At 70.5% G+C, this 20870-nt stretch carries 19 protein-coding genes; 14 read left to right on the forward strand and 5 right to left on the reverse strand.

Annotated elements, in window-relative coordinates; genetic code table 11:
* Positions 1-22: 22 nt before the first annotated feature.
* Positions 23-1228: a class I SAM-dependent methyltransferase gene (locus tag ACLBWP_RS12175; RefSeq protein ID WP_243563998.1), complete on the reverse strand. Its 1206-nt coding sequence runs from the start codon at positions 1226-1228 to the stop codon at positions 23-25.
* A 147-nt stretch (positions 1229-1375) separates the two neighbouring features.
* Between ACLBWP_RS12175 and groES the strand changes: the two genes are divergently transcribed.
* Positions 1376-1672 (forward strand): co-chaperone GroES, encoded by a 297-nt coding sequence (gene groES / locus ACLBWP_RS12180; RefSeq protein WP_056121496.1) that lies wholly within the window; start codon positions 1376-1378, stop codon positions 1670-1672.
* A 141-nt stretch (positions 1673-1813) separates the two neighbouring features.
* On the forward strand, positions 1814-2755 hold the full coding sequence (rarD, locus tag ACLBWP_RS12185) for an EamA family transporter RarD (RefSeq protein WP_243563997.1): 942 nt from the start codon (positions 1814-1816) through the stop codon (positions 2753-2755).
* A gap of 210 nt (positions 2756-2965) precedes the next feature.
* Here rarD and ACLBWP_RS12190 read toward each other — a convergent pair whose 3' ends face one another.
* Together ACLBWP_RS12190 and guaB are read right to left on the reverse strand one after the other, a co-directional pair.
* On the reverse strand, positions 2966-4294 hold the full coding sequence (locus ACLBWP_RS12190) for an ABC transporter substrate-binding protein (protein ID WP_243563996.1): 1329 nt from the start codon (positions 4292-4294) through the stop codon (positions 2966-2968).
* A 242-nt stretch (positions 4295-4536) separates the two neighbouring features.
* Positions 4537-6039, reverse strand: coding sequence for an IMP dehydrogenase (gene guaB / locus ACLBWP_RS12195; RefSeq protein ID WP_243563995.1), 1503 nt, complete (start codon positions 6037-6039; stop codon positions 4537-4539).
* A gap of 264 nt (positions 6040-6303) precedes the next feature.
* Here guaB and ACLBWP_RS12200 point away from each other — a divergent pair, with 264 nt between their 5' ends.
* From ACLBWP_RS12200 to ACLBWP_RS12230, 7 genes are all read left to right on the forward strand, one after another.
* Positions 6304-7743, forward strand: coding sequence for a branched-chain amino acid ABC transporter permease (locus ACLBWP_RS12200; RefSeq protein WP_243563994.1), 1440 nt, complete (start codon positions 6304-6306; stop codon positions 7741-7743).
* Between the two features lie 11 nt (positions 7744-7754).
* Positions 7755-8741 (forward strand): branched-chain amino acid ABC transporter permease, encoded by a 987-nt coding sequence (locus ACLBWP_RS12205; RefSeq protein WP_243563993.1) that lies wholly within the window; start codon positions 7755-7757, stop codon positions 8739-8741.
* On the forward strand, positions 8734-9708 hold the full coding sequence (locus ACLBWP_RS12210; RefSeq protein WP_243563992.1) for an ABC transporter ATP-binding protein: 975 nt from the start codon (positions 8734-8736) through the stop codon (positions 9706-9708). Before ACLBWP_RS12205 ends, ACLBWP_RS12210 begins: the two co-directional genes overlap by 8 nt.
* Complete coding sequence (locus tag ACLBWP_RS12215; RefSeq protein WP_374202534.1) at positions 9705-10517, forward strand: ABC transporter ATP-binding protein; 813 nt, start codon at positions 9705-9707, stop codon at positions 10515-10517. Before ACLBWP_RS12210 ends, ACLBWP_RS12215 begins: the two co-directional genes overlap by 4 nt.
* Positions 10518-10915: 398 nt before the next feature.
* Positions 10916-11098 (forward strand): hypothetical protein, encoded by a 183-nt coding sequence (locus tag ACLBWP_RS12220; protein ID WP_243563991.1) that lies wholly within the window; start codon positions 10916-10918, stop codon positions 11096-11098.
* A 52-nt stretch (positions 11099-11150) separates the two neighbouring features.
* Complete coding sequence (locus tag ACLBWP_RS12225) at positions 11151-12269, forward strand: GuaB3 family IMP dehydrogenase-related protein (protein WP_447655373.1); 1119 nt, start codon at positions 11151-11153, stop codon at positions 12267-12269.
* A gap of 64 nt (positions 12270-12333) precedes the next feature.
* On the forward strand, positions 12334-14205 hold the full coding sequence (locus ACLBWP_RS12230) for a glycerol-3-phosphate dehydrogenase/oxidase (protein WP_447655374.1): 1872 nt from the start codon (positions 12334-12336) through the stop codon (positions 14203-14205).
* A gap of 63 nt (positions 14206-14268) precedes the next feature.
* On the opposite strand, the gene ACLBWP_RS12235 is transcribed toward ACLBWP_RS12230, so the two are convergent.
* Positions 14269-14973: an ABC transporter ATP-binding protein gene (locus ACLBWP_RS12235; RefSeq protein WP_447655375.1), complete on the reverse strand. Its 705-nt coding sequence runs from the start codon at positions 14971-14973 to the stop codon at positions 14269-14271.
* A complete protein-coding gene (locus ACLBWP_RS12240) occupies positions 14970-16076 on the reverse strand; it encodes an ABC transporter permease (RefSeq protein ID WP_447655376.1) in 1107 nt (368 codons plus the stop codon). Before ACLBWP_RS12240 ends, ACLBWP_RS12235 begins: the two co-directional genes overlap by 4 nt.
* A gap of 147 nt (positions 16077-16223) precedes the next feature.
* Between ACLBWP_RS12240 and ACLBWP_RS12245 the strand changes: the two genes are divergently transcribed.
* Genes ACLBWP_RS12245 through ACLBWP_RS12265 form a run of 5 tightly spaced genes read left to right on the forward strand, consistent with a single transcriptional unit; the run spans position 16224 to position 20863 of the window.
* The gene (locus ACLBWP_RS12245) at positions 16224-17414 is read left to right on the forward strand and encodes a sensor histidine kinase (RefSeq protein ID WP_447655377.1); all 1191 of its coding nucleotides are present in this window, start codon (positions 16224-16226) and stop codon (positions 17412-17414) included.
* Entirely contained in the window at positions 17411-18031 is a 621-nt protein-coding gene (locus tag ACLBWP_RS12250) for a response regulator (RefSeq protein ID WP_447655378.1), read from the forward strand. Before ACLBWP_RS12245 ends, ACLBWP_RS12250 begins: the two co-directional genes overlap by 4 nt.
* Positions 18032-18091: 60 nt before the next feature.
* A complete protein-coding gene (locus tag ACLBWP_RS12255) occupies positions 18092-18625 on the forward strand; it encodes a cation:proton antiporter regulatory subunit (RefSeq protein ID WP_243563984.1) in 534 nt (177 codons plus the stop codon).
* 4 nt (positions 18626-18629) lie between these two features.
* Complete coding sequence (locus tag ACLBWP_RS12260; RefSeq protein WP_243563983.1) at positions 18630-20045, forward strand: cation:proton antiporter; 1416 nt, start codon at positions 18630-18632, stop codon at positions 20043-20045.
* Between the two features lie 5 nt (positions 20046-20050).
* Positions 20051-20863 (forward strand): SURF1 family cytochrome oxidase biogenesis protein, encoded by an 813-nt coding sequence (locus ACLBWP_RS12265; RefSeq protein WP_447655379.1) that lies wholly within the window; start codon positions 20051-20053, stop codon positions 20861-20863.
* Positions 20864-20870 lie beyond the last annotated feature (7 nt).

Raw genomic sequence — 20870 nt, forward strand, 5'->3', positions numbered from 1 at the left:
CGGTCCTCGGCTCGCTGTCCGATCAGCTGGCCGCCTGTGGGAGCCGTTCGCACAGCACCGCGGTGTGGCGGCCCTCCAGGCGGGTCAGCACCAGCGTCACCTGCCGGGTGCCGCCGCGCAGCCGCAGGCGCTTCCGGAACTGCGCGGGGTCGACGTCGACCCCGCGCTTCTTGATCTCCACGGTGCCCACGCCGTCGGCCGCCAGCCGAGCGCTGAGCTGCTTGACGTCGAGCGGCAGGGTGTCGAGCACCCGGAACCCCTGCGCGAACGGCGTCGTCACGGCCTGGTCGCTCGTCACGTACGCGATCCCGTCCGACAGCATGTTCCCCTCGATCGACCGTGCCAGGTCACCGATCAGCCGGGCCCGGATGACGGCACCGTCGGGTTCGTAGAGGTACGCGCCGATCGGGCCGACCCCGACGTCCGGGGCGTCGGCGTCGCCCGTGAGCTCGGCGATGCCGTGGGCGCCGATCACGGTCGCTGCGCGTCGGATGCCCGGGCGGGCGAGGGGCCCGAACCACAGGGCGAGCTCGACGACCTCGCGGTCGACGGACGTCCACTGCGCCTCGGCCGCGTCGGGGATCAGGTCGCGGTCGATGCCGGGGCCGAGCTTCACGCCGGTCGGGGTCGTGGTGGCGGCGGCGAACACCGTGTCGAGCGACGGGGACCAGTCGTCGGGGTCGGCCAGTCGGCGGGTGTTCGTGTGGCCGCTCGTGCGTCGGGCCGGGTCCATCCAGACGCCGTCCACGCGGGACAGGTCGAACGTGCCCGCGTCGCCGAGCTCGACGCGGGCGTCGTCCCACAGCGCCAGGTTGTGGGTCGCGACGGCCGCCGTGACCTCGTCGCGGTCGACGGCGGTGACGTCGAGGTCGAGCGCGGCCATCGCCATCGCGTCCCCGCCGATGCCGCAGCCCAGGTCCGCCACCCGGCGCAGCCCGGCAGCGGCGAAGCGCCCGGCGTGCTGCGCGGCGACCGACAGCCGTGTCGCCTGCTCGAGGCCGGCCTCGGTGAACAGCATCCGGCTGGCGAAGTCGCCGAACTTGCCGCGGGCCTTCTGCCGCAGTTTCGCCTGGGTCAGGACCGCGGAGACGAGCGCCGGGTCGTGCCCCTCGCTGCGGAGCCGTGCGACCACCCGGACGATCTCACCGCCGTCGGAGACCGCGGGGGTCCGGTCGAGCAGCGCCATGCCGTCCGGCGTCAGCAGCTGTGCGAGTTCGGTGGCGTCCATGAGACGATCCTCCCATCGACGGGAGTCCTGGCACTCGGATTGACCGAGTGCCAGCGGCCCCCTACAGTTGGACCTGGCACTCTCGTGTGTCTAGTGCCAACCGGTTTTCATCTCTACCGAGTCAGTACCGAGAAAGAAGAGGTCACCGTGGCCGTCACCATCAAGCCGCTCGAAGATCGCATCGTCATCCGTCAGGTCGAGGCGGAGCAGACCACTGCGTCCGGTCTCGTCATCCCGGACACCGCGAAGGAGAAGCCGCAGGAGGGCGAGGTCGTGGCCGTGGGTCCGGGTCGCATCGACGACAACGGCAACCGCGTCCCGCTCGACGTCGCCGTCGGCGACAAGGTCATCTACTCGAAGTACGGCGGCACCGAGGTCAAGTACTCGGGCGAGGACCTGCTGGTCCTGTCCGCTCGCGACGTCCTCGCCGTCATCGAGCACTGAGCCCGAGGCTCAGCTCCTCGTCGAACGCCCCGTCGGTCCCCGGACCGGCGGGGCGTTCGCCGTTCCGGTCGCGGGGCGCGGTGGCCGTCCTGGAGGCCCGGCCTGCGTCGTCCTGTCGGCGCACGTCCGTAGCATTGCCGGGTGAGTGAGCGCGTGGCCAGGAGCGAAGCATCCGTCGGGGTCCTGCAGGCCGTCGTGGCCTACGGGCTCTGGGGGCTCATGCCGCTGCTGTTCACCGCGATGGCTCCCGCCGGCGCGTTCGAGATCGTCGCCTGGCGGATCGTCTTCGGGCTGGGGTTCTGCGCCGTCGGCATCGCCGTCACCCGCTCGTGGCGCCGGACCCGCTCGCTGGTCGCGCAACGCCGGGTGATGGGCGTCATGGCGGTCGCCGCGGTGCTCATCGTCGTGAACTGGACCGTGTACGTCCTCGCGACGACGACCGGCCACACGGTCGAGGCCGCGCTCGGGTACTTCATCAACCCGCTCGTCACGATCGCGCTGGGCGTCGTGCTGCTGCGCGAGCGCCTGCGGCCGGCGCAGTGGGTGGCGGTCGGCATCAGCATCGTGGCCGTCGTGGTGATCGCCGTCGGGTACGGGCAGATGCCGTGGATCTCGATCGTGCTGGCGTTCTCGTTCGGGCTGTACGGCCTGGTGAAGAAGCGCGTCGGTGGCACGGTCGACGCGCTGAGCGGGCTGACGATGGAGACGATGTGGCTCACCCCCGTCGCGGTCGTCGCCCTCGTGGTGATGGGACTGACGGGGCTGGGCGGCGGGATCACCTTCGGCAGCGCCGGCTGGGTGCACGCGCTGATCATGGTCGCCGCGGGCCCGGCGACCGCGGTGCCGCTGCTGCTGTTCGCGTCCTCGGCCCGCCGGCTGTCGCTGTCGACGCTCGGGCTGACGCAGTACCTGACCCCGGTGATGCAGCTCGTCGTGGGCGTGGCCGTCCAGCACGAGGCGATGAGCCCGTCGCGGTGGACCGGCTTCGCGATCGTGTGGCTCGCGCTGCTGATCCTGACCACCGACTCGTTCGTGGCGAACCGGCGCGCCCGGCGCGCCCCGCTGCCCGCGGCAGCCGCCTGACGGAGCCGGCCCGGGCCTCCCGTCCGCCTGCTGCCCGCCGCCGTTCACCGTCCGGCCCGTGCGCCGAGTCTCGGCATGGCGGACAGATTGCGGCGTCCGGACGCCGCAATCTGTCCACGGGCCCGAGACTCGGCGACGGCAGAGCCCGCCGCCGCCGGACGCGGAACGGCCCCGACAGCAGTGCTGCCGGGGCCGTCCTGGTGACGCGTGTTACTTCTTGACCGAGCCCTGGATGGCGCTCTGGTAGACGGGCTTGTTGTCCCCGTCGAACTTGTAGATGCCGATGTAGGCGCTGGACGGGTCGTTGTTCGCGTCGAACGGACCGATGCCCGACGGGCCCGTGTAGTGGATGTCCTTGCCGCCGTCGAGCAGCTTCTTGCAGTCGGCGAACGTCGAGCACTCGGTGCCGCCGTCGGCCCCGGACACCTTGTCCATGTTGGCCTGGATGGTGCCGGCGTCGGTGCCCTTGCCCTTCACCGCGGCCAGCGCGGCCAGGGTGGTGGCGTCGTAGGACTCGGCGGCGTACGAGAAGTCAGCGAGGTCCTTGCCGGACGACTTCTTGTAGTACGCGACCAGACGCTGCTTCAGGTCGTCCTTGGGCGAGGCGCCGGGGATCGTGCCCTGTGCACCGTTCAGCGTGCCCGGGTCGAAGTCCTTGGCGTAGTCGGCGGTGTTGCCGTCCGACATGTAGGTCTTCGACATGTCCCAGCCCTGCGAGACGAGCTCGGGGACGATCGACTTCGTCTCGTCGAACGCCAGCACGACGATCGCGTCCGGCTTGGCGGCCAGTGCCGCGGTCACCTCGGACGAGAACGTGGTCTGTCCGGGCGGGAACTCCTGGCCCTTGCCCTTGCCGCCGTAGACGACCTGGCCGCCGGACGACTCGATCGCTTCCTGCACCGAGTTGCGCAGGCCCGTGCCGTACGTGTCGTTGAAGACGATGAACGCCACCTTGGCGTTGCCGTCACCCGTGATGAGCTGCCCGAGCGCGGAACCCTGCACCGAGTCCGGCGGAGCGGTCCGGTAGTAGTACGACGAGTAGCCGGACAGGTCGGTCGCGGTGTTGGCGGGGGAGATCTCCACGATGCAGCTGCTGGTGAGCTGGTCGATCACGTTCAGCGTGACCGAGGACGACTCGGCGCCGATCGCCACGGGAACCTTCGCGTTGACGAGCTTGGTCGCTGCCGAACTCGAGACGGTCATGTCCGTGCTGTCACCCGAGTCGGTCTGCGGGTCGATCGAGACGTCCTTGTCCAGCACACCGCCCGCTGCGTTGATGTCGTCGACGGCGAGACCCACGCCGGACTCGGCCGGCGGGTTCAGGTACGCGAGTGAACCCGTGAGCGGCAGGATCGTGCCGATCTTCAGCGCGTCGGTGCTCGGGGATGAGGGGGCCTTGCAGCTGGACGCCGGGTCCTTCTTGGCCGACGAGGCCGACGAGGACGGGCTGGAGCTGCCTGCGGTGGAGCATGCCGCGAGCAGCACTGCGGCTGCTCCCGCCAGTGCCAGCGCCGTGGTGACGCGGGTGGTTCTGATCATCCGTGGAACCCTTTCTCGGCACGGAGGCCGTGTGTCGCATCGGGTCGAGTGCGACGCCTCCGTGTGGATGCGAGCAAAAGTAGGGCGATTGTGTTTCGCCCGTGTGACGAAATCCGAACCTGGACGTTTCGTTACCGAGCCGTGACGAAGCTGTGCAAGCGCTCCGGAACGATCCGACCCCGGGGACACGACAGCGGCGGCCCTCGTCGAGGACCGCCGCGCTCGTTCGTGCCGGGTGCGCGCTACCGGGTGTAGTTCGGCGCCTCGACCACCATCTGCACGTCGTGCGGGTGCGACTCCTTGAGCCCGGCCGCGGTGATGCGGACGAACTTGCCGCGCGCCTTGAGCTCGGCGACGGTGCGGCCGCCGACGTAGAACATCGACTGCCGCAGCCCACCGGTGAGCTGGTACACGACGTTGCCGACCGACCCGCGGTAGGGCACCTGGCCCTCGATGCCCTCGGGGATGAGCTTGTCGTCCGAGGGGACATCGGCCTGGAAGTACCGGTCCTTGGAGTACGAGGTCTTCTTGCCGCGAGTCTGCAGCGCGCCGAGCGAGCCCATCCCGCGGTACGCCTTGAACTGCTTGCCGTTGACGAACACCAGGTCGCCGGGGGACTCGTCCGTGCCCGCGAGCAGTGAGCCGAGCATGACGGTGTCGGCACCGGCCACCAGGGCCTTGGCGATGTCGCCCGAGTACTGCAGGCCACCGTCGGCGATGATCGGCACGCCGGCTTCACGCGCGGCCAGCGACGCTTCGTACACCGCGGTCACCTGCGGCACGCCGACACCGGCGACGACGCGGGTGGTGCAGATCGAGCCCGGACCGACGCCGACCTTGACGGCGTCGACGCCCGCGTCGATGAGCGCCTGGGCGCCGGCACGCGTCGCGACGTTGCCGCCGATGACGTCGATCGCCGCGAACGACGGGTCGGCCTTGAGCCGGCGGACCATGTCGAGCACACCCTCGCTCTCGCCGTTGGCGGTGTCGACGACGAGCACGTCGACACCGGCGTCACGCAGGGCGCACGCGCGCTGCCAGGCGTCACCGAAGAAGCCGATGGCGGCGCCGACACGCAGGCGGCCCTCGTCGTCCTTGGTGGCGTCCGGGTACTGCTCGCTCTTGTCGAAGTCCTTGACCGTGATGAGCCCGCGGAGCTTGCCGGCGGCGTCGACCAGCGGCAGCTTCTCGATCTTGTGCTGGGCGAAGATCGCCACCGCTTCTTCGGGGTCGATGCCCTCGTTCGCGGTGATCAGCGGCGCCTTCGTCATGACGTCCCGCACCAGGGTGGTCTGCTGCTCGAACGTCGCCACGAAGCGCATGTCGCGGTTGGTGATGATGCCGACCAGCGTGCCGTCGTCCTCGACGACGGGCAGGCCCGAGACGCGGAACTGACCGCACAGGGCGTCGACCTCGGCCACGGTGGCGTCCGGGGTGGTGGTGACGGGGTTGGTGATCATCCCCGACTCGGACCGCTTGACCTTGTCCACGTAGGCGGCCTGGTCGTCGATCGACAGGTTGCGGTGCAGGATCCCGATGCCGCCCTGTCGTGCCATGGCGATGGCCATGCGCGCTTCGGTGACGGTGTCCATCGCTGCGGAGAGCAGCGGGACGTTGACCGAGATCCGCTTGGTGAGCCGGGACGCGGTGGACGCCTCGCTCGGGATGACGTCGGTGTGCCCCGGCAGGAGCATGACGTCGTCGTACGTGAGTCCGATGAATCCGAACGGATCCGGCTGGTCCATGGGTCCCCTTCGTGGGCGAGGTGAAGTGGTCTGCAACACCGGACGCAGCGTCGGGTTCCGGATGGACCATGCTAACGCGCGCGCCCCGTTGCGCATTCCGGCTCCCGGTGGCGTCGATCCGGACAGGAGGCCCGCCCCACCCCCGGCAGGCCCGTTCCTCCACAGGGTCACAGTTTCGGCACGAATCACACAGGGAACGTTTCGGAAACACCCGCGACACAAATTCCCCATAGGTTCCTCGGCATCCGAACGAGAGGCTCTTCCGTGGGATCCATCACTCCTGCGGGGCCGGCGCTGTTGCGCCGGTTCCGCCCCGGGGCACCAGGTCGTCGCCGACTGCTGCTCGTCGTCGTGCTCGTCGCGGCGTTCCTGGCGACCTTCGCCATCGACTGGGCCGTCAGTGCGCCGGCGATCGGTGCGGGCGCGACGCCCACGGCATCGGCGTCCGCGTCGGCATCGACCGGGCCCGCGCCGTCGAGCACGCAGCCCTGCACCGTCAGCACCACGAACGGCTGTATCCAGGGCACGATCCTCGACTCGGAGCGCAAGCCCGCAGCGGGCGTGGCCGTCGACGTCGCCGGACCGGGCGGCTTCACCGCGACCTCGACCACCACGGACGCCGGGCGCTGGTCGGTGAGCGTGCCGGCAGCCGGGCAGTACAGCGTCACCGTCGACCAGGACACCCTGCCGAAGGGGCAGTTCCTGACGAACGCTGCGGACGCCAAGCGCGAGGTGCAGGCGAACCTCAACGCGAACGCGGGACAGATCTTCCAGCTGTCCGACCAGAAGGGCGCAACCACGTCGGACGCGTCCACGAGCGTCAGTCCGGCCCGTGCCTGGCAGCAGTTCGTGTCCGGCATCCGGCTCGGGCTGCTCCTCGCCCTCGCCTCGATCGGCCTGTCGCTGATCTACGGCACGACCGGGTTGTCGAGCTTCTCCCACGGCGAGCAGGTCACGCTCGGCGGACTGCTGGCGTACCTCTTCGCGAACCAGCTCGGGTGGAACGTCTGGCTGGCCGGCGTGGTGGTCGTCCTGCTCTGCGCGGCGACCGGGTACCTGCAGGACATGGTCATCTGGAAGCCCCTGCGCCGGCGTCGGATCAGCCTGACGCAGCTCATGATCGTGACGATCGGCCTGTCGATCGCGGCGCAGTACGCGTTCCAGTACTTCTTCGGTGCCTCGACCGTCCGCATCCAGCAGAGCAACCCCGACACGGTGACGTTCGCCGGGGTCACGCTGACGGTGCAGTCCTACGTCGCGATGGGCATCGCGCTCGTCGTGCTGATCGCGACCGGCCTGTTCCTGGCGAAGACCCGCTTCGGCCGCGCGACCCGCGCCGTGTCGGACAACCCGGCGCTGGCATCGGCGTCCGGCATCGACGTCGACCGGGTCATCCGGTTCGTGTGGACGCTCGCCGCCGGCCTGGCCGGGCTGTCCGGCGTGATGCTCGGCCTGGTGCTGAACGGCGTGAACTGGCAGACCGGACTCCAGCTGCTGCTGCTGATGTTCGCCGCCGTCACCCTCGGTGGCCTGGGCACCGCGTACGGCGCCCTGGTCGGGTCGATGATCATCGGCGTCGTCGTCGAGCTCACCAACCTCGTGCTGCCGGGCGACTTCAAGTACGCCACGGCCCTCGTCATCCTCATCCTCATCCTGCTGTTCCGGCCGCAGGGCATCTTCGGCCGTGCCGAGCGGATCGGCTAAGGAGCGCCGCCATGGACTACATCGTCAACCTCCTCCAGTCGCTGACCCAAGAGGCCCTCGCGCCCACCACGGCGGCGTTCGCGCTCGCCGCGATCGGGCTGAACGTGCACTTCGGGCTCACCGGCCTGGTGAACATGGGCCAGGCAGCGTTCCTGCTGCTCGGCGCCTACGGCTTCGCGATCTCGATCACGAACGGGCTGCCCTTCGGGATGGCCGTCCTGGTCGCGCTGCTGATCGCCGTCGTCTTCGCGGTCATCCTCGGCATCCCGACCCTGCGGTTGCGGGGTGACTACCTGGCGATCGTGACGATCTCGGGAGCGGAGATCATCCGCATGGTCGGCCGCTCGAGTCTGCTGACCACGACCACGGGCGGCTCGAACGGCATCACCGGCTCGAGCTACCGCGACCCGTTCAACGCGCTGAGCTTCCTACCCGACGGCACCACGACCATCCTCTGGTTCACGTACTCGAACAACGGTGTCAACGGCTGGTGGATCCGGATCGTCGGCTGGGGCCTGGTCGCCCTGTTCACGCTCGTGCTGTTCCTGCTCATGCGCAGCCCCTGGGGTCGCGTCGTCAAGGCCATCCGCGAAGACGAGGACGCCGTCCGGTCCCTCGGCAAGAGCGTCTACTCGTACAAGATGCAGTCGCTCGTGTTCGGTGGCGCACTCGGTGCCCTGGCCGGCATCATCTACGTCCTGCCGAGTTCGGTGCAGCCGGACGCGATGGGCCGCTCGATGACGTTCTTCATCTGGACGGCGCTGATCCTCGGTGGGGCCGCGACGGTGTTCGGCCCGGTGCTCGGTGCCGTGCTGTTCTTCGTCGTCCGCCTGGGCATCCGGACCCTGGCCAGCGACTTCATCCCCAACTCGATCATGAACTCGCAGCAGGCCGAGCAGTTCTCGTACGTGCTCGTCGGCGTCGCGCTCATGCTGCTCATCGTCTTCCGCCCGCAGGGACTCCTCGGGAACAAGAAGGAGCTGACCTTCAGTGTCTGAGTCACCCACGCCCACGACGGCGGTCGCCCACACCCCGGGTGCCGCCAAGCCCGACGCGATCCTGACCGTCGACAACATCACCCGTCGCTTCGGCGGCATGACCGCGGTCGACGTCGACCACCTCGAGGTCCAGCGCGGCTCGATCACGGCGCTGATCGGCCCGAACGGTGCCGGCAAGACCACGTTCTTCAACCTGCTGACGGGCTTCGACAAGCCCTCCAGCGGCAAGGACGCCAGCTGGGTCTTCAACGGTGCGACCCTCGGCCACACCGGCGCCGCGAAGGTCGCCCGCGCCGGCATGGTCCGTACCTTCCAGCTCACCAAGGCGCTGTCGCGGCTGACGGTGATGCAGAACATGCTGCTCGGTGCGAAGGACCAGCCCGGCGAGAACTTCTTCGCCGCCCTGGTCCGGCCGCTGTGGTCGAAGCGCGAGCGCGAGATCACCGCGAAGGCCGAAGAGCTGCTCGACCGGTTCAAGTTGCTGGAGAAGCGGGACGACTACGCCGGATCACTGTCCGGCGGCCAGCGGAAGCTGCTCGAGATGGCCCGGGCGCTCATGTCCGACCCGACGATGATCATGCTCGACGAGCCGATGGCGGGGGTGAACCCGGCGCTGACGCAGTCGCTTCTCGGGCACATCCAGTCCCTGCGCGACGACGGCATGACGGTGCTGTTCGTCGAGCACGACATGCACATGGTCCGGCACATCTCGGACTGGGTCGTCGTGATGGCCGAGGGACGCGTCGTCGCCGAGGGCCCCGCCGGTTCGGTGATGGACGACCAGGCGGTCATCGACGCGTACCTCGGAGCACACCACGACACCGACCTGGGTGACGATGCGCTCCTGAACGAGGAGACCTACGAGGAGCTCAGCGCCGAGGTCGCCCAGGAAGAGCAGACAGACGCGCAGACCACGCAGGGGCACACGACGGCGGACGCCGACGACGACGGGAAGGCGACACGATGACCGACGCGAGCGACGCGGTGAACGCGAGCGGAGCCTCCAGTCCGACCAGCGGTGCGGCCGCGACCGCCACCGTGGAACCGGTGATGCGGGCCAGCGGGCTCGTCGCCGGGTACCTGCCGGGCGTCAACATCCTGAACGGGTGCGACCTCGAGTGCCGTCCGGGCGAGCTCATCGGCATCATCGGGCCGAACGGTGCGGGCAAGTCGACGCTGCTCAAGGCCCTGTTCGGGCTGGTCTCCGTGCGCGAGGGCTCCGTCACCCTGCAGGGCGAGGACATCACGAACATGAAGGCGAACAAGCTCGTGCAGGCGGGGGTCGGGTTCGTGCCGCAGACGAACAACGTCTTCCCCTCGCTGTCCATCGAGGAGAACCTGCAGATGGGCCTGTACCTGCGGCCGTCGAAGTTCGCGGAGCGCCTCGAGGTGATCTACGACCTGTTCCCGGTCCTGGCGCAACGCCGTGGGCAGCGTGCCGGGTCCCTGTCCGGTGGCGAGCGGCAGTCGGTCGCGATGGCCCGCGCGCTCATGATGGACCCGAAGGTGCTGCTGCTCGACGAGCCGAGCGCCGGTCTGTCCCCGGTGCGACAGGACGAGACCTTCATCCGGACGCGCCGCATCAACAAGGCCGGGGTCTCGATCATCATGGTCGAGCAGAACGCCCGCCGGTGCCTGCAGATCTGCGACCGTGGGTACGTGCTCGACCAGGGGCGGAACGCGTACTCGGGCACCGGGCGTGAGCTCGCCGACGACCCGAAGGTCATCGAGCTGTACCTCGGGACGCTCGCCAAGGACGTCGACGCCGCCAAGTAGGGGCGTCGACCCGCCGGTGTCGCTGTGGGGGCGGTGCCGGCACCGAGTGGGGCCGTGCGCAGTCGCTGATGCGCCGCGCGGCCCCGCTCCTCGTGCGGCCGTCCCGCCGTGCGGCGTGGGGCGTTCGGCCGTGCGGCCGTGTCGCCGTGCTGCGTGGGGCGTGGGGTGTGCTGCGCGCGGCGTGCTGCGCGCGGCGTGCTGCCGTGCCGACTGGTCGCGACACCCCGCTCACGTCCGTCGAGTGGTCGCGTTCCGTCGACTCGCGACGCCCCCAGCGACGGTTCGCGACCGGTCGACGACCGTCCGACGGGGTGTCGTGACCGGTCGACGCGCACTCGACGGGCCGGTGGCAGCCTGGAGGCTCGTCCCACCACCGCCACACGGGTAGCGTTCCCGACGTGGACAGGATCGCGGCACGCGCCATGGACGCGCTGGTGTGGGTGGTGTTCGTGGTGCTCTTCGTCGGTGCCGCGCTGCTCGTGAAGGTCGCCGCGCTGCTGCTGGTCGTGCTCGTCGTGCTGGCGCTCGGCCTGGGCCTGACGCTGCGGGTGCTCCGACAGCGCCGCCGCCGCTCGCGCTGACGCACCAGTACCCATGCGGCCCCGCGCAGAGGGCGCCCGGTAGGCTTGCCGGGTGAGTGAAGTCGAGATCGGTGCAGGCAAGCGCGGACGACGGGCGTACGCGTTCGACGACATCGCGGTGGTTCCCTCGCGGCGCACGCGCGACCCGCAGGACGTCAACGTGCAGTGGTCGATCGACGCCTTCACGTTCGAAGCGCCGATCCTGGCCGCACCGATGGACTCCGTCGCCTCGCCGGCCACCGTCATCCAGATGGGCAAGCTCGGCATCCTGGGTGTGCTCGACCTCGAGGGCCTGTGGACCCGGTACCAGGACCCCGAGCCCTACTACGCCGAGATCCGCCAGCTCACCGACGACAACGTCACCAAGCGCATGCAGGAGATCTACGCCGAGCCCGTCAAGGCCGAGCTGATCACCGCGCGCCTGGCCGAGATCCGCGCCGCTGGTGTCCCCGTCGCCGGGTCGCTCAGCCCGCAGCGCACGCAGGAGTTCTCGCAGACGGTCGTCGACGCCGGTGTCGACCTGTTCGTGATCCGCGGCACCACGGTGTCGGCCGAGCACGTGTCGCAGAACACCGAGCCCCTGAACCTCAAGAAGTTCATCTACGAGCTCGACGTCCCCGTGATCGTCGGTGGCGCGTCGACCTACACCGCCGCGCTGCACCTCATGCGCACCGGCGCGGCCGGCGTGCTGGTCGGCTTCGGTGGCGGCGCCGCCTCGACCACCCGTGCCGCGCTCGGCATCCACGCGCCGATGGCCACCGCGGTCGCCGACATCGCCGGGGCCCGTCGCGACTACATGGACGAGTCCGGTGGCCGCTACGTGCACGTCATCGCCGACGGGGGCCTCGACACCGCGGGCGACGTCGTGAAGGCGATCGCGATGGGCGCCGACGCCGTCATGCTCGGCACCGTCCTGGCCCGTGCGTCCGAGGCGCCGGGCGGCGGTTTCCACTGGGGCGCCGAGGCACACCACCCGGAACTCCCGCGAGGTCGTCGTGTCGAGGTCGGCACCATCGCCCCGCTCGAGAGCGTCCTGAACGGCCCGACCCCCACCTGGGACGGCCGCGCGAACATCGTCGGTGCCCTGCGACGGTCGATGGCCACCACCGGGTACTCCGACGCCAAGGAGTTCCAGCGAGTAGAAGTGGTCGTGGCGCCCTACCACCGCTGAGTGCACCGGCGCCGGACGGCAGCACGCTGACGTGCTGCTCCACCACGGTGACGCGGAGGCGATGATGGCAACGACGGTCTCGGGCAAGAAGGCACCCGGCGGTGCGTTCGGCACGGCGGGGTTCGATCCCCAGGCGAAGCTCGGACCGGAGGAACGGGGCGATGCGATCGAAGCACTGAAGACGAGGGAGCTCGACGTCCTGGTCGTCGGTGGTGGGATCGTCGGCGGGGGCAGCGCCCTCGACGCCGTCACCCGTGGCCTGAGCGTCGGGATCGTCGAGGCCCGCGACTGGGGATCGGGCACGTCGAGCCGCTCGTCGAAGCTCGTGCACGGCGGCATCCGGTACCTCGAACAGCTCAACTTCACCCTGGTGCGCGAGGCCCTGATCGAACGCGGCCTGCTGCTGCAGCGCATCGCCCCGCACCTGGTCAAGCCGGTCCGCTTCCTGTACCCGCTCAACCACCGCGTGTGGGAGCGCTTCTACATCGGGATCGGCATGGCGATGTACGACGCCTTCAGCTGGTCCGGTGGCCGCCCGCCCGGGGTCCCGCACCACCGGCACCTCAGCCGCACGCAGGTGCTGCGGTCGATGCCGTCGCTCAAGAAGGACGCGTTCGTCGGCGGCATGACCTACTACGACGCCCAGGTCGACGACGCCCGCTACGTCGCGTCGCTGGTGCGCACCGCGGCGTCCTACGGCGCCCACGCCGCCGCCCGCGTGCGGATCGAGGGCTTCATCAAGGTCGGCGAGCGCGTGGTCGGCGCCCACGCGCACGACATCCAGACGGGTGAGAAGTTCGACATCCGGGCCAAGCAGGTCGTCAACGCCACCGGCGTCTGGACCGACGACACCCAGGCGATGGTCGGCACGCGCGGGCAGTTCAAGGTCCGTGCATCGAAGGGCGTGCACCTGGTCGTGCCGCGCGACCGGTTCCAGTCGAACATGGGCATGATCCTGCGCACCGAGAAGAGCGTGCTGTTCGTGATCCCGTGGGGCCGCCACTGGCTGGTCGGCACCACCGACACCGACTGGTACCTCGACAAGGCGCACCCCGCCGCCACCGCGGCCGACATCGACTACATCCTCGAACACGTCAACAAGGTCCTGCGTGTGCCGCTCACCCGCGAGGACGTCGAGGGCGTCTACGCCGGCCTGCGACCGCTGCTGGCGGGCGAGTCCGACGTCACGTCGAAGCTCAGCCGCGAGCACGTCGTCGCGCACACCGCCCCCGGGCTGGTGGTCGTGGCCGGTGGCAAGTGGACGACCTACCGCGTGATGGGCAAGGACGCCATCGACGAGGCCGTGGCCGCGATGGACGGCCGCATCCCGGCGTCGACCACGCAGGACATCCCGCTGCTCGGCGCCGAGGGGTACCCCGCCGCGTGGAACAAGCGTGGCCGCACGGCCAAGACCTTCGGCGTGCACAAGGTCCGCATCGAACACCTGCTGAACCGCTACGGCACGCTCGCCACCGAGGTGCTCGACCTGGTCAAGCAGGACCCGGCGCTCGCCGAGGCCCTGCCCGGAGCCGACGACTACATCGGTGCCGAGGTCGTCTACGCGGCGTCGCACGAGGGCGCCCTGCACCTGGAGGACGTCCTGGCCCGCCGCACCCGGATCTCGATCGAGGCCTGGGACCGCGGCGAGTCCGCAGCTCCCGTCGCTGCGAAGCTGATGGCGGGCGTGCTCGGCTGGGACCAGGAGCAGACCGAGGCCGAGGTGGCGAACTACCTGAAGCGTGTCGCTGCCGAGCGCGAGTCGCAGCTGCAGCCCGACGACGAGTCCGCCGACCGCGTGCGGCTCGAGGCCCCGGACATCGCGTTCGGCTTCGAGGAGGACGACGTGGTCGTCGGCGGCGGCCGCTCCAGCGGCGCCGAGGGCGCCACGGCGTCGGACGAGCAGGTGGTCGGCGAGAAGACGACCGAACCCAGCTAGGCGGGGCGCGACGGACAGGAGGCGCGTGACCGGCTGGTCACGGGCCTCCCGTCCGTCTGCTGGTCACGCTGCGTTCGCCGGCGCGGCCTGGTCGATCCGCGTGACGGCGCCGTCGACGACGGTCACCAGCGCGTCCAGCGCGGCACGGTGGACCAGATCGTGCGTGACCAACAGCGTGGCGGTCCCGCGCTCGTGCGTCAGACGATGGACCAGGTCCATCACCGCAGCACCCCGCTCTCGGTCGAGCGCGCTCGTCGGCTCGTCGACCAGCAGCACGTCGGGGTCGTGCACCAGCGCCCGGGCGATGGCGACCCGTTGCCGCTGGCCGCCGGACAGCTGTGCCGGTCGCTTGTCGGCATCGGCGGTGAGTCCGACGGTGTCGAGCAGGTCGTCCGCGCGGGCGGCGATGCGGGCACGACCCGCGCGGTCCGTGGTGCCGAGCCGTCCCATCACGAGCAGCTGTTCGCGGGCGGTGAGCGCCGGCAGCAGGTTCGACTGCTGGAACACGATCCCGATCCGGTCGCGGCGGAGCTCGGCGGCCGCACGCCGGTCGAGCCCGGTCGCGTCGAGGTCGCCGATCAGCACCCGGCCCGAGTCCGGCCGGATGAGTGTCGCGGCGACCGCCAACAGCGAGGACTTGCCCGAGCCGGAGGGGCCGGTGATCCCCGTCACCAGGCCGGCGTCGGCGCGCAGGGTGACGTGGTCGACGGCCGTGGTGCGGGAGGCGCCGTCGGGGAAGGTCAGGGTGACGTCGTCGAGGGTGATCATCGGTTGCTCCCGAGTGCGGTGAGGGGGTCGGCGGCGGTGACGGTGCGCAGGGCGACGGCGGCGCCCGCCAGGCCCAGCAGGACCATCGCGACCGAGGGCAGCAGGGTGGTGAGGGGGCTGAGCATGAACGGCAGCGCGCCGCCCGCTGCGACTCCGAGGGCGACGACCGCGACCGTGCCGACACCGATCCCGGCGACCAGCACGACGAGCGCCTGCCCGAGGGCATCGCGGACGAGTGAGGGTGTGCTCGCACCGAGGGCCTTGAGCACGGCGACGTCCCCGGCCCGCTGCATCGTCCAGACCGTGAAGAACGCCCCGACGACGAGCGCCGAGACCCCGAACAGCATCGCGATCATGAGCCCGAGCGATCCGACCTCGGACCGGAAGGTCTCGAGCGCGGTCAGGCTGCCGAGCGGTGTCGCCGCCGACGTGTGCGTCCGTGCGGCGACGGCGGACCAGTCCGGCGTCCCGCTCACGGCGAGCACGGTCGCGGCTCCGTCGCCGCCGAGACGGCGGTCGGCCGCCGCCCAGGCGTCCGGGGTGAGCGCGAGCACGGGTGTGTGGCTGTACCAGGCGTCGCCGCCCACCGAGGCGACGCGGAAGGTCGAGCCGGCGACTCGCACGCGGTCCCCGACGGCGGCACCCAGGTCGTGCGCCGCTCCGGCGGACAGCCCGACCTGGTCGTCGGCCCGCGGGGCCAGGTCGGCCACGACCGACCGACGTGCGCCGCCGCTGCCGTGCGGCAAACCGACCAGTGCGACGCCCACGGCGGTGTCGGCGCCGGCGGAAGCGGCACGACCGGCGGTGGCGCGACCCTGCACGATCCCGACGGGCACGACCTCGTCGACCCCGGCCGCGTCCTGCCAGCCGACCCGCGCCTGCTCGTCGATCGTGGACTGCGCGAACGAGGGCTGCCCCGTGGACGGCTGCTGCAGGACCAGACGGTCGCCCGGCAGACCCAGCACCGCCGACACGTTCTGCGACGCCAGACCGCCGGTCAGGCCGGCCAGGAACCCGACCAGCAGGGTGATCAGGGCGACGACGCTCCCGATCAGGACGAACCGACCCCGCGCATGCCGCAGGTCACGCCAGGCGACGAACACGCTGACTCCTCTCCGTGCCGGGACGGTCCACGGCACGGCATCCAGCCTCGCGGGGCGGTCGCGCCGGGACATCGCCGGTGGGTGTGGTCCTGGCATCGACCGTTCGGTTGATGCCCGCCGGCCGCGTGCTCCCTACGCTGGACACCGATGTCGCACAGCACGCTCACGCCGGTGTTCGTGGGGTTGCGGACGGGACTCCACGTCCTGGTCGCCGCCCTCACGGCACTCGTCGTCGTGCGCGTGCTCGTCGAACCCGGGCGCACCTCGTGGTCCGCCCTGGCACTCGTCGTCGGCTTCGCGATCGTGTACGTGCTCGGCGGTCTGGCAGCGGCGACCCGGCCGACCCGCCGCGTCCTTGCCGGGGCCGTGTGGCTCGTCACGTTGACGGTGGTCTGGATCGCGCTGCTCGTGCTCGTTCCCGAGGCCGCGTACCTGGTCTTCCCGCTGTTCTTCCTGTACCTGCACGTCCTGCCGCGGGTCGTCGGACCCGTGGCCGTGCTCGTCGCCACCGGGATCGCGATCGTGGCGTTGGGCCTGCACGGCGGGTTCACCGTCGGCGGGGTGGTCGGACCGCTCGTCGGCGCCGGCGTCGCCCTGCTCATCGGACTCGGCTACCGGGCACTCGCGCAAGAGGCACGTGAGCGCGAGGATCTGGTCGCCCGGCTCATCCGGACGCAGGACGAACTCGCCGCGACCCAGCACGAGCAGGGGGTCCTGGCCGAACGAGCGCGACTCGCTCGCGAGATCCACGACACCGTCGCACAGGGACTCTCGAGCATCCAGATGCTGCTGCACGCCGCCGAGTCGGCCGACGGCGACCGACCGGGCATGGAGCACGTCCGACTGGCCCGTCAGACCGCCGCCGAGGGGCTGGCCGACACCCGGCGCTTCATCCGTGAGCTCAGCCCGCCGACGCTCGAGCAGGGGATCGGGTCGGCGCTCGACCGACTGGCGGGATCGCACCGTGCCGGGGCCGGGCTGGCCGGCGCCGGCCTGGCCGTCCACGTCGACGTGCCCGAGCAGGTGACGCTGCCCATGGCCACGCAGACCGCGCTGCTGCGGATCACCCAGGGGGCCCTGGCCAACGTCGTGCAGCACGCCGAGGCCACGGCGGTCCGCATCACCCTGGTCGTCGACGGCCCCTGCGCCACCCTGACCGTGTCCGACGACGGCCACGGGTTCGACCCGGTGGCCGTCCGGGCGCGCGCCGGGTCCAGCGACTCGTTCGGCCTGGCCGCGATGACCGAGCGCGTGCGGCAGCTCGACGGCCGGCTCGACGTCGACTCGGCACCCGGCAGCGGCACCACCGTGCGGGTCGTCCTGGGCGGTGCGCCGTGATCCGTGTCGTGATCGCCGACGACCACCCCGTGGTGCGGGCCGGCCTGCGGGCACTGCTCGACACCGCCGCCGACGTCACCGTGGTCGGCGAGGCCGCTGTCCCCGCGCAGGCCGTCGCCCTGGCTGCCGAGCTGGCGCCCGAACTCGTGCTCATGGACCTGCAGTTCGGGCAGGCCCAGACCGGAGCGGACGCCACCCGCGCGATCCGAGCGCTCGACGCCCCGCCCTACGTGCTCGTCCTGACCAACTACGACACCGACGGCGACATCCTGGGCGCCGTCGAGGCCGGGGCGAGCGGCTACCTGCTCAAGGACGCGCCGCCGGACGAACTGCTGGCCGCCGTCCGGGCCGCCGCCGCGGGCGAGAGCGCCCTGGCCCCGGTGATCGCCAGCCGGCTGATGGAGCGGGTGCGCTCGCCGCGGGTCAGCCTGTCCGCGCGCGAGCTCGAGGTGCTGCGACTCGTGGCGTCGGGAGCGTCCAACGGCGACGTCGCCGCAGCCCTGCACATCACCGACGCCACCGTGAAGACGCACCTGGTGCACGTGTTCTCGAAGCTCGGGGTGTCCTCGCGCACCGCGGCCGTGTCGGCAGCGCGGTCACTCGGACTGCTGCGCTGAGAACGGAATGCGCGAGCGCCCACGGTGGTTAGCATGGGTGTCCTGGGAAAGGGAGCCATCATGGTCGACGTTCATCGCGTCAAACTCCCCGGAGTCGGCGTGCTGCACAGCTTCTACACCGACGACGGTGGCAAGTGCGGGGTCATCACGCACAGGTCGGGTCACTCCGACCTCATCTCCTTCGCTGACGTCTCCGACGGCGCCGACAAGTCCGAGAAGGTCTCGCTGCGCCTGAGCGACGACGAGGCCCACACTCTCGCCGAACTGCTGGGCGGCACCCGTATCACCGAGGGCCTCGACAAGCTCGACGAGATCCCGGGTCTGTCGATCGACTGGTTCTCCGTCGACTACGAGGACGCGATCGCCGGCAAGCCGCTCGGCGACCTGCACGACTCCGGCTTCATCGGCCTGACCGTCGTCGCCGTCGTCCGTGGCGACAGCGCCAACCCCGCCCCCTCGGCGGACTTCGTCGTGTTCCCGGGCGACACCATCGTGGTCGCCGGCGCCCCCGAGAAGGTCGCCAAGGCGTTCTCGTTCTACCGCAGCGGTGCACTCGCGGCGGCATCTGCGGCCGAGGCGCCGCCCCGGAGCTAGCGGCATGCACCTGGGTGGTGAGCTGCTGACCATCGGCGGCCTGTTCCTCATCGCCTACGTCCTGGGCCGACTCGGCAAGCTCATCGGGCTCCCCGCCATCCCGATCTACATGGTCGTCGGACTCATCGCGAGCCCGCACACGCCGTGGATCGGGCTGAGCGTCGAGTCGCACACGATCGAGCTGATCGCGACCTTCGGGCTGATCCTGCTGCTGTTCAACCTGGGGCTGGAGTTCGACCAAGAAGAGTTCTACGGCAACGCCGGCAAGCTCCTGGTCTCCGGCGGCACGTACGTCGCGATCAACATGGCCGTCGGGTTCGCGTTCGGCTTCTCGCTCGGCTGGGGCACGCGCGAAGCCCTGGTGATCGCGGGCATGACCGCGACGTCGTCGAGCGCGATCGTCACGAAGCTGCTGATCGAGCTGCGGCGGCTGGCGAACGACGAGACCCCGATGATCCTCGGCGTCACCGTCATCGAGGACGTCTTCATCGCGATCTACCTGGCGATCGTGTCGGTCGTGCTGTCCGGCGACACGAACATCTGGGGCGTGATCGGCAAGCTCGGCCTGGCGTTCGGGTTCCTCATCGTCATGTTCAGCCTGGCGCGCTGGGGTGGCAAGCAGGTCTCGAAGATCTTCGCCACCCGCGACGACGAACTGTTCACCGTGCTGTTCTTCGGCCTGGCCGTGATGTTCGGTGGCATCGGCGACCTGCTCGGCGTCACCGACGCCATCGGCGCCTTCGTCATCGGGCTGCTGTGCGGTGCGACCCGCTACCGCGACCGGATCGAGCAGCTCGCCCTGCCGATGCGCGACGTCTTCGCGGCCTTCTTCTTCGTCAACTTCGGCCTGGGCCTCGACATCTCGACCTTCGGCGAGGTGCTCTGGCCCGTCCTCGGCGCGATCGGCATGACCGTCGTGCTGAACGCCGTCGCAGGCCAGCTGGTCGCCCGCATGAACGGCTTCAGTGCGCAGCAGGGCATCAACACCGCCGTCATCCTGGTGAACCGTGGCGAGTTCGCGCTGATCCTCGCGACGCTGTCGGCCGCCGCCGGACTGGAGGAACGGATCACCGCGTTCGCGGGCCTGTACGTCCTGATCATGGCCGTGTTGGGACCGATCCTCGCCACGAACTCCGACCGCATCGGCCGCCTGGTGCTCCGCCCGGGGCGGGTGCGCAAGCTCCGTGGACGCGAGCGTGCCGCGGCCGAGGCCGCGGCCGCACGCAAGGCCGAGCGCGACCGCCGGTTCGCCGAGGAGTTCGCGCTCGTGGAGGCGGCTGGCAGGGACGAGCGCGAGAATGGTGCACCGGAGACGACTGCCGATGCCGAACCGGAGACGGTGAGCACCGGCACGTCGTCCGTTGAGATACCCGCCGAGCGTCCCGAACGCCCGGCCCGAGCACGTGATCCGGAGTACTGACACGCATGTGGGCCGTCGCCCGTCGACCGAGGTGGATCGCGCTGCTGTTGCTGGCGCTGATCCTCGCTGCGGTGTTCGCCTTCCTGGGCAAGTGGCAGCTCGAGCGGAGCATCGAGAACGGCAAGCCGGCGCCCGCCACGACTGAGACGCGGCAGGTCCTGTCCGACGTCTCGAAGCCCGAGCGCGGGGTGGGCGACAGCCTGGCCGGACAGAAGGTGACCGTCACCGGCCGCTTCGTGGCCGGCGACACGACCGTGCTGACCGGGCGCAGCGGCGGTGGTCGCTACCAGACCGTCGGGCACATGGTCGACACGACCACCGGTGCGAGCCTCCCGGTCGTCATCGGCTGGTCCGACCAGCGGTCTGCCGCCGTCGCCGGTGGCAACCGTCTGGCGGACGGCGCGACCGTGACGGTGCAGGGCCGGTACTACCCGTCCGAGTCGCCGGACCAGGACGCGTTCCAGCAGTCCGAGTACTCGGCCGTCGCCCCCGCGCGGTTCGTCAACACGTGGAAGGCGTTCGACGACCGGATGTACGGCGGGTACGTCGTCGCCGACGGCACGACCGCGTCGGCAGCCGACCTCGGCACCATCGCCGACCGCGCCCCCACGCGCGAGGTCCAGTTCGACTGGCTCAACCTGTTCTACGCGATCGAGTGGGTCGTGTTCGCCGGCTTCGCCGTGTTCCTGTGGTGGCGGTTCGTGAAGGACACCTGGGAGCGCGAAGAGGACGAGCGTCTGCAGGCCGACCTCGGCTTCCCCGCCGATGGTGCTGACGGTGCTGACAGCGCCGCCGGGGCAACGTCCGACCGACGGTAGGATTGCT

This window comes from Microbacterium sp. M1A1_1b (assembly GCF_053345565.1).

Coding starts and splice junctions, on each gene's coding strand:
- ACLBWP_RS12260 (WP_243563983.1), top strand. CDS start 18,630: ATGCACCTGGGTGGTGAGCTGCTGACCATCGGCGGCCTGTTCCTCATC.
- ACLBWP_RS12205 (WP_243563993.1), top strand. CDS start 7,755: ATGGACTACATCGTCAACCTCCTCCAGTCGCTGACCCAAGAGGCCCTC.
- ACLBWP_RS12215 (WP_374202534.1), top strand. CDS start 9,705: ATGACCGACGCGAGCGACGCGGTGAACGCGAGCGGAGCCTCCAGTCCG.
- ACLBWP_RS12245 (WP_447655377.1), top strand. CDS start 16,224: ATGTCGCACAGCACGCTCACGCCGGTGTTCGTGGGGTTGCGGACGGGA.
- guaB (WP_243563995.1), bottom strand. CDS start 6,039: ATGGACCAGCCGGATCCGTTCGGATTCATCGGACTCACGTACGACGAC.
- ACLBWP_RS12230 (WP_447655374.1), top strand. CDS start 12,334: ATGGCAACGACGGTCTCGGGCAAGAAGGCACCCGGCGGTGCGTTCGGC.
- ACLBWP_RS12190 (WP_243563996.1), bottom strand. CDS start 4,294: ATGATCAGAACCACCCGCGTCACCACGGCGCTGGCACTGGCGGGAGCA.
- ACLBWP_RS12175 (WP_243563998.1), bottom strand. CDS start 1,228: ATGGACGCCACCGAACTCGCACAGCTGCTGACGCCGGACGGCATGGCG.
- ACLBWP_RS12255 (WP_243563984.1), top strand. CDS start 18,092: ATGGTCGACGTTCATCGCGTCAAACTCCCCGGAGTCGGCGTGCTGCAC.
- ACLBWP_RS12235 (WP_447655375.1), bottom strand. CDS start 14,973: ATGATCACCCTCGACGACGTCACCCTGACCTTCCCCGACGGCGCCTCC.
- ACLBWP_RS12265 (WP_447655379.1), top strand. CDS start 20,051: ATGTGGGCCGTCGCCCGTCGACCGAGGTGGATCGCGCTGCTGTTGCTG.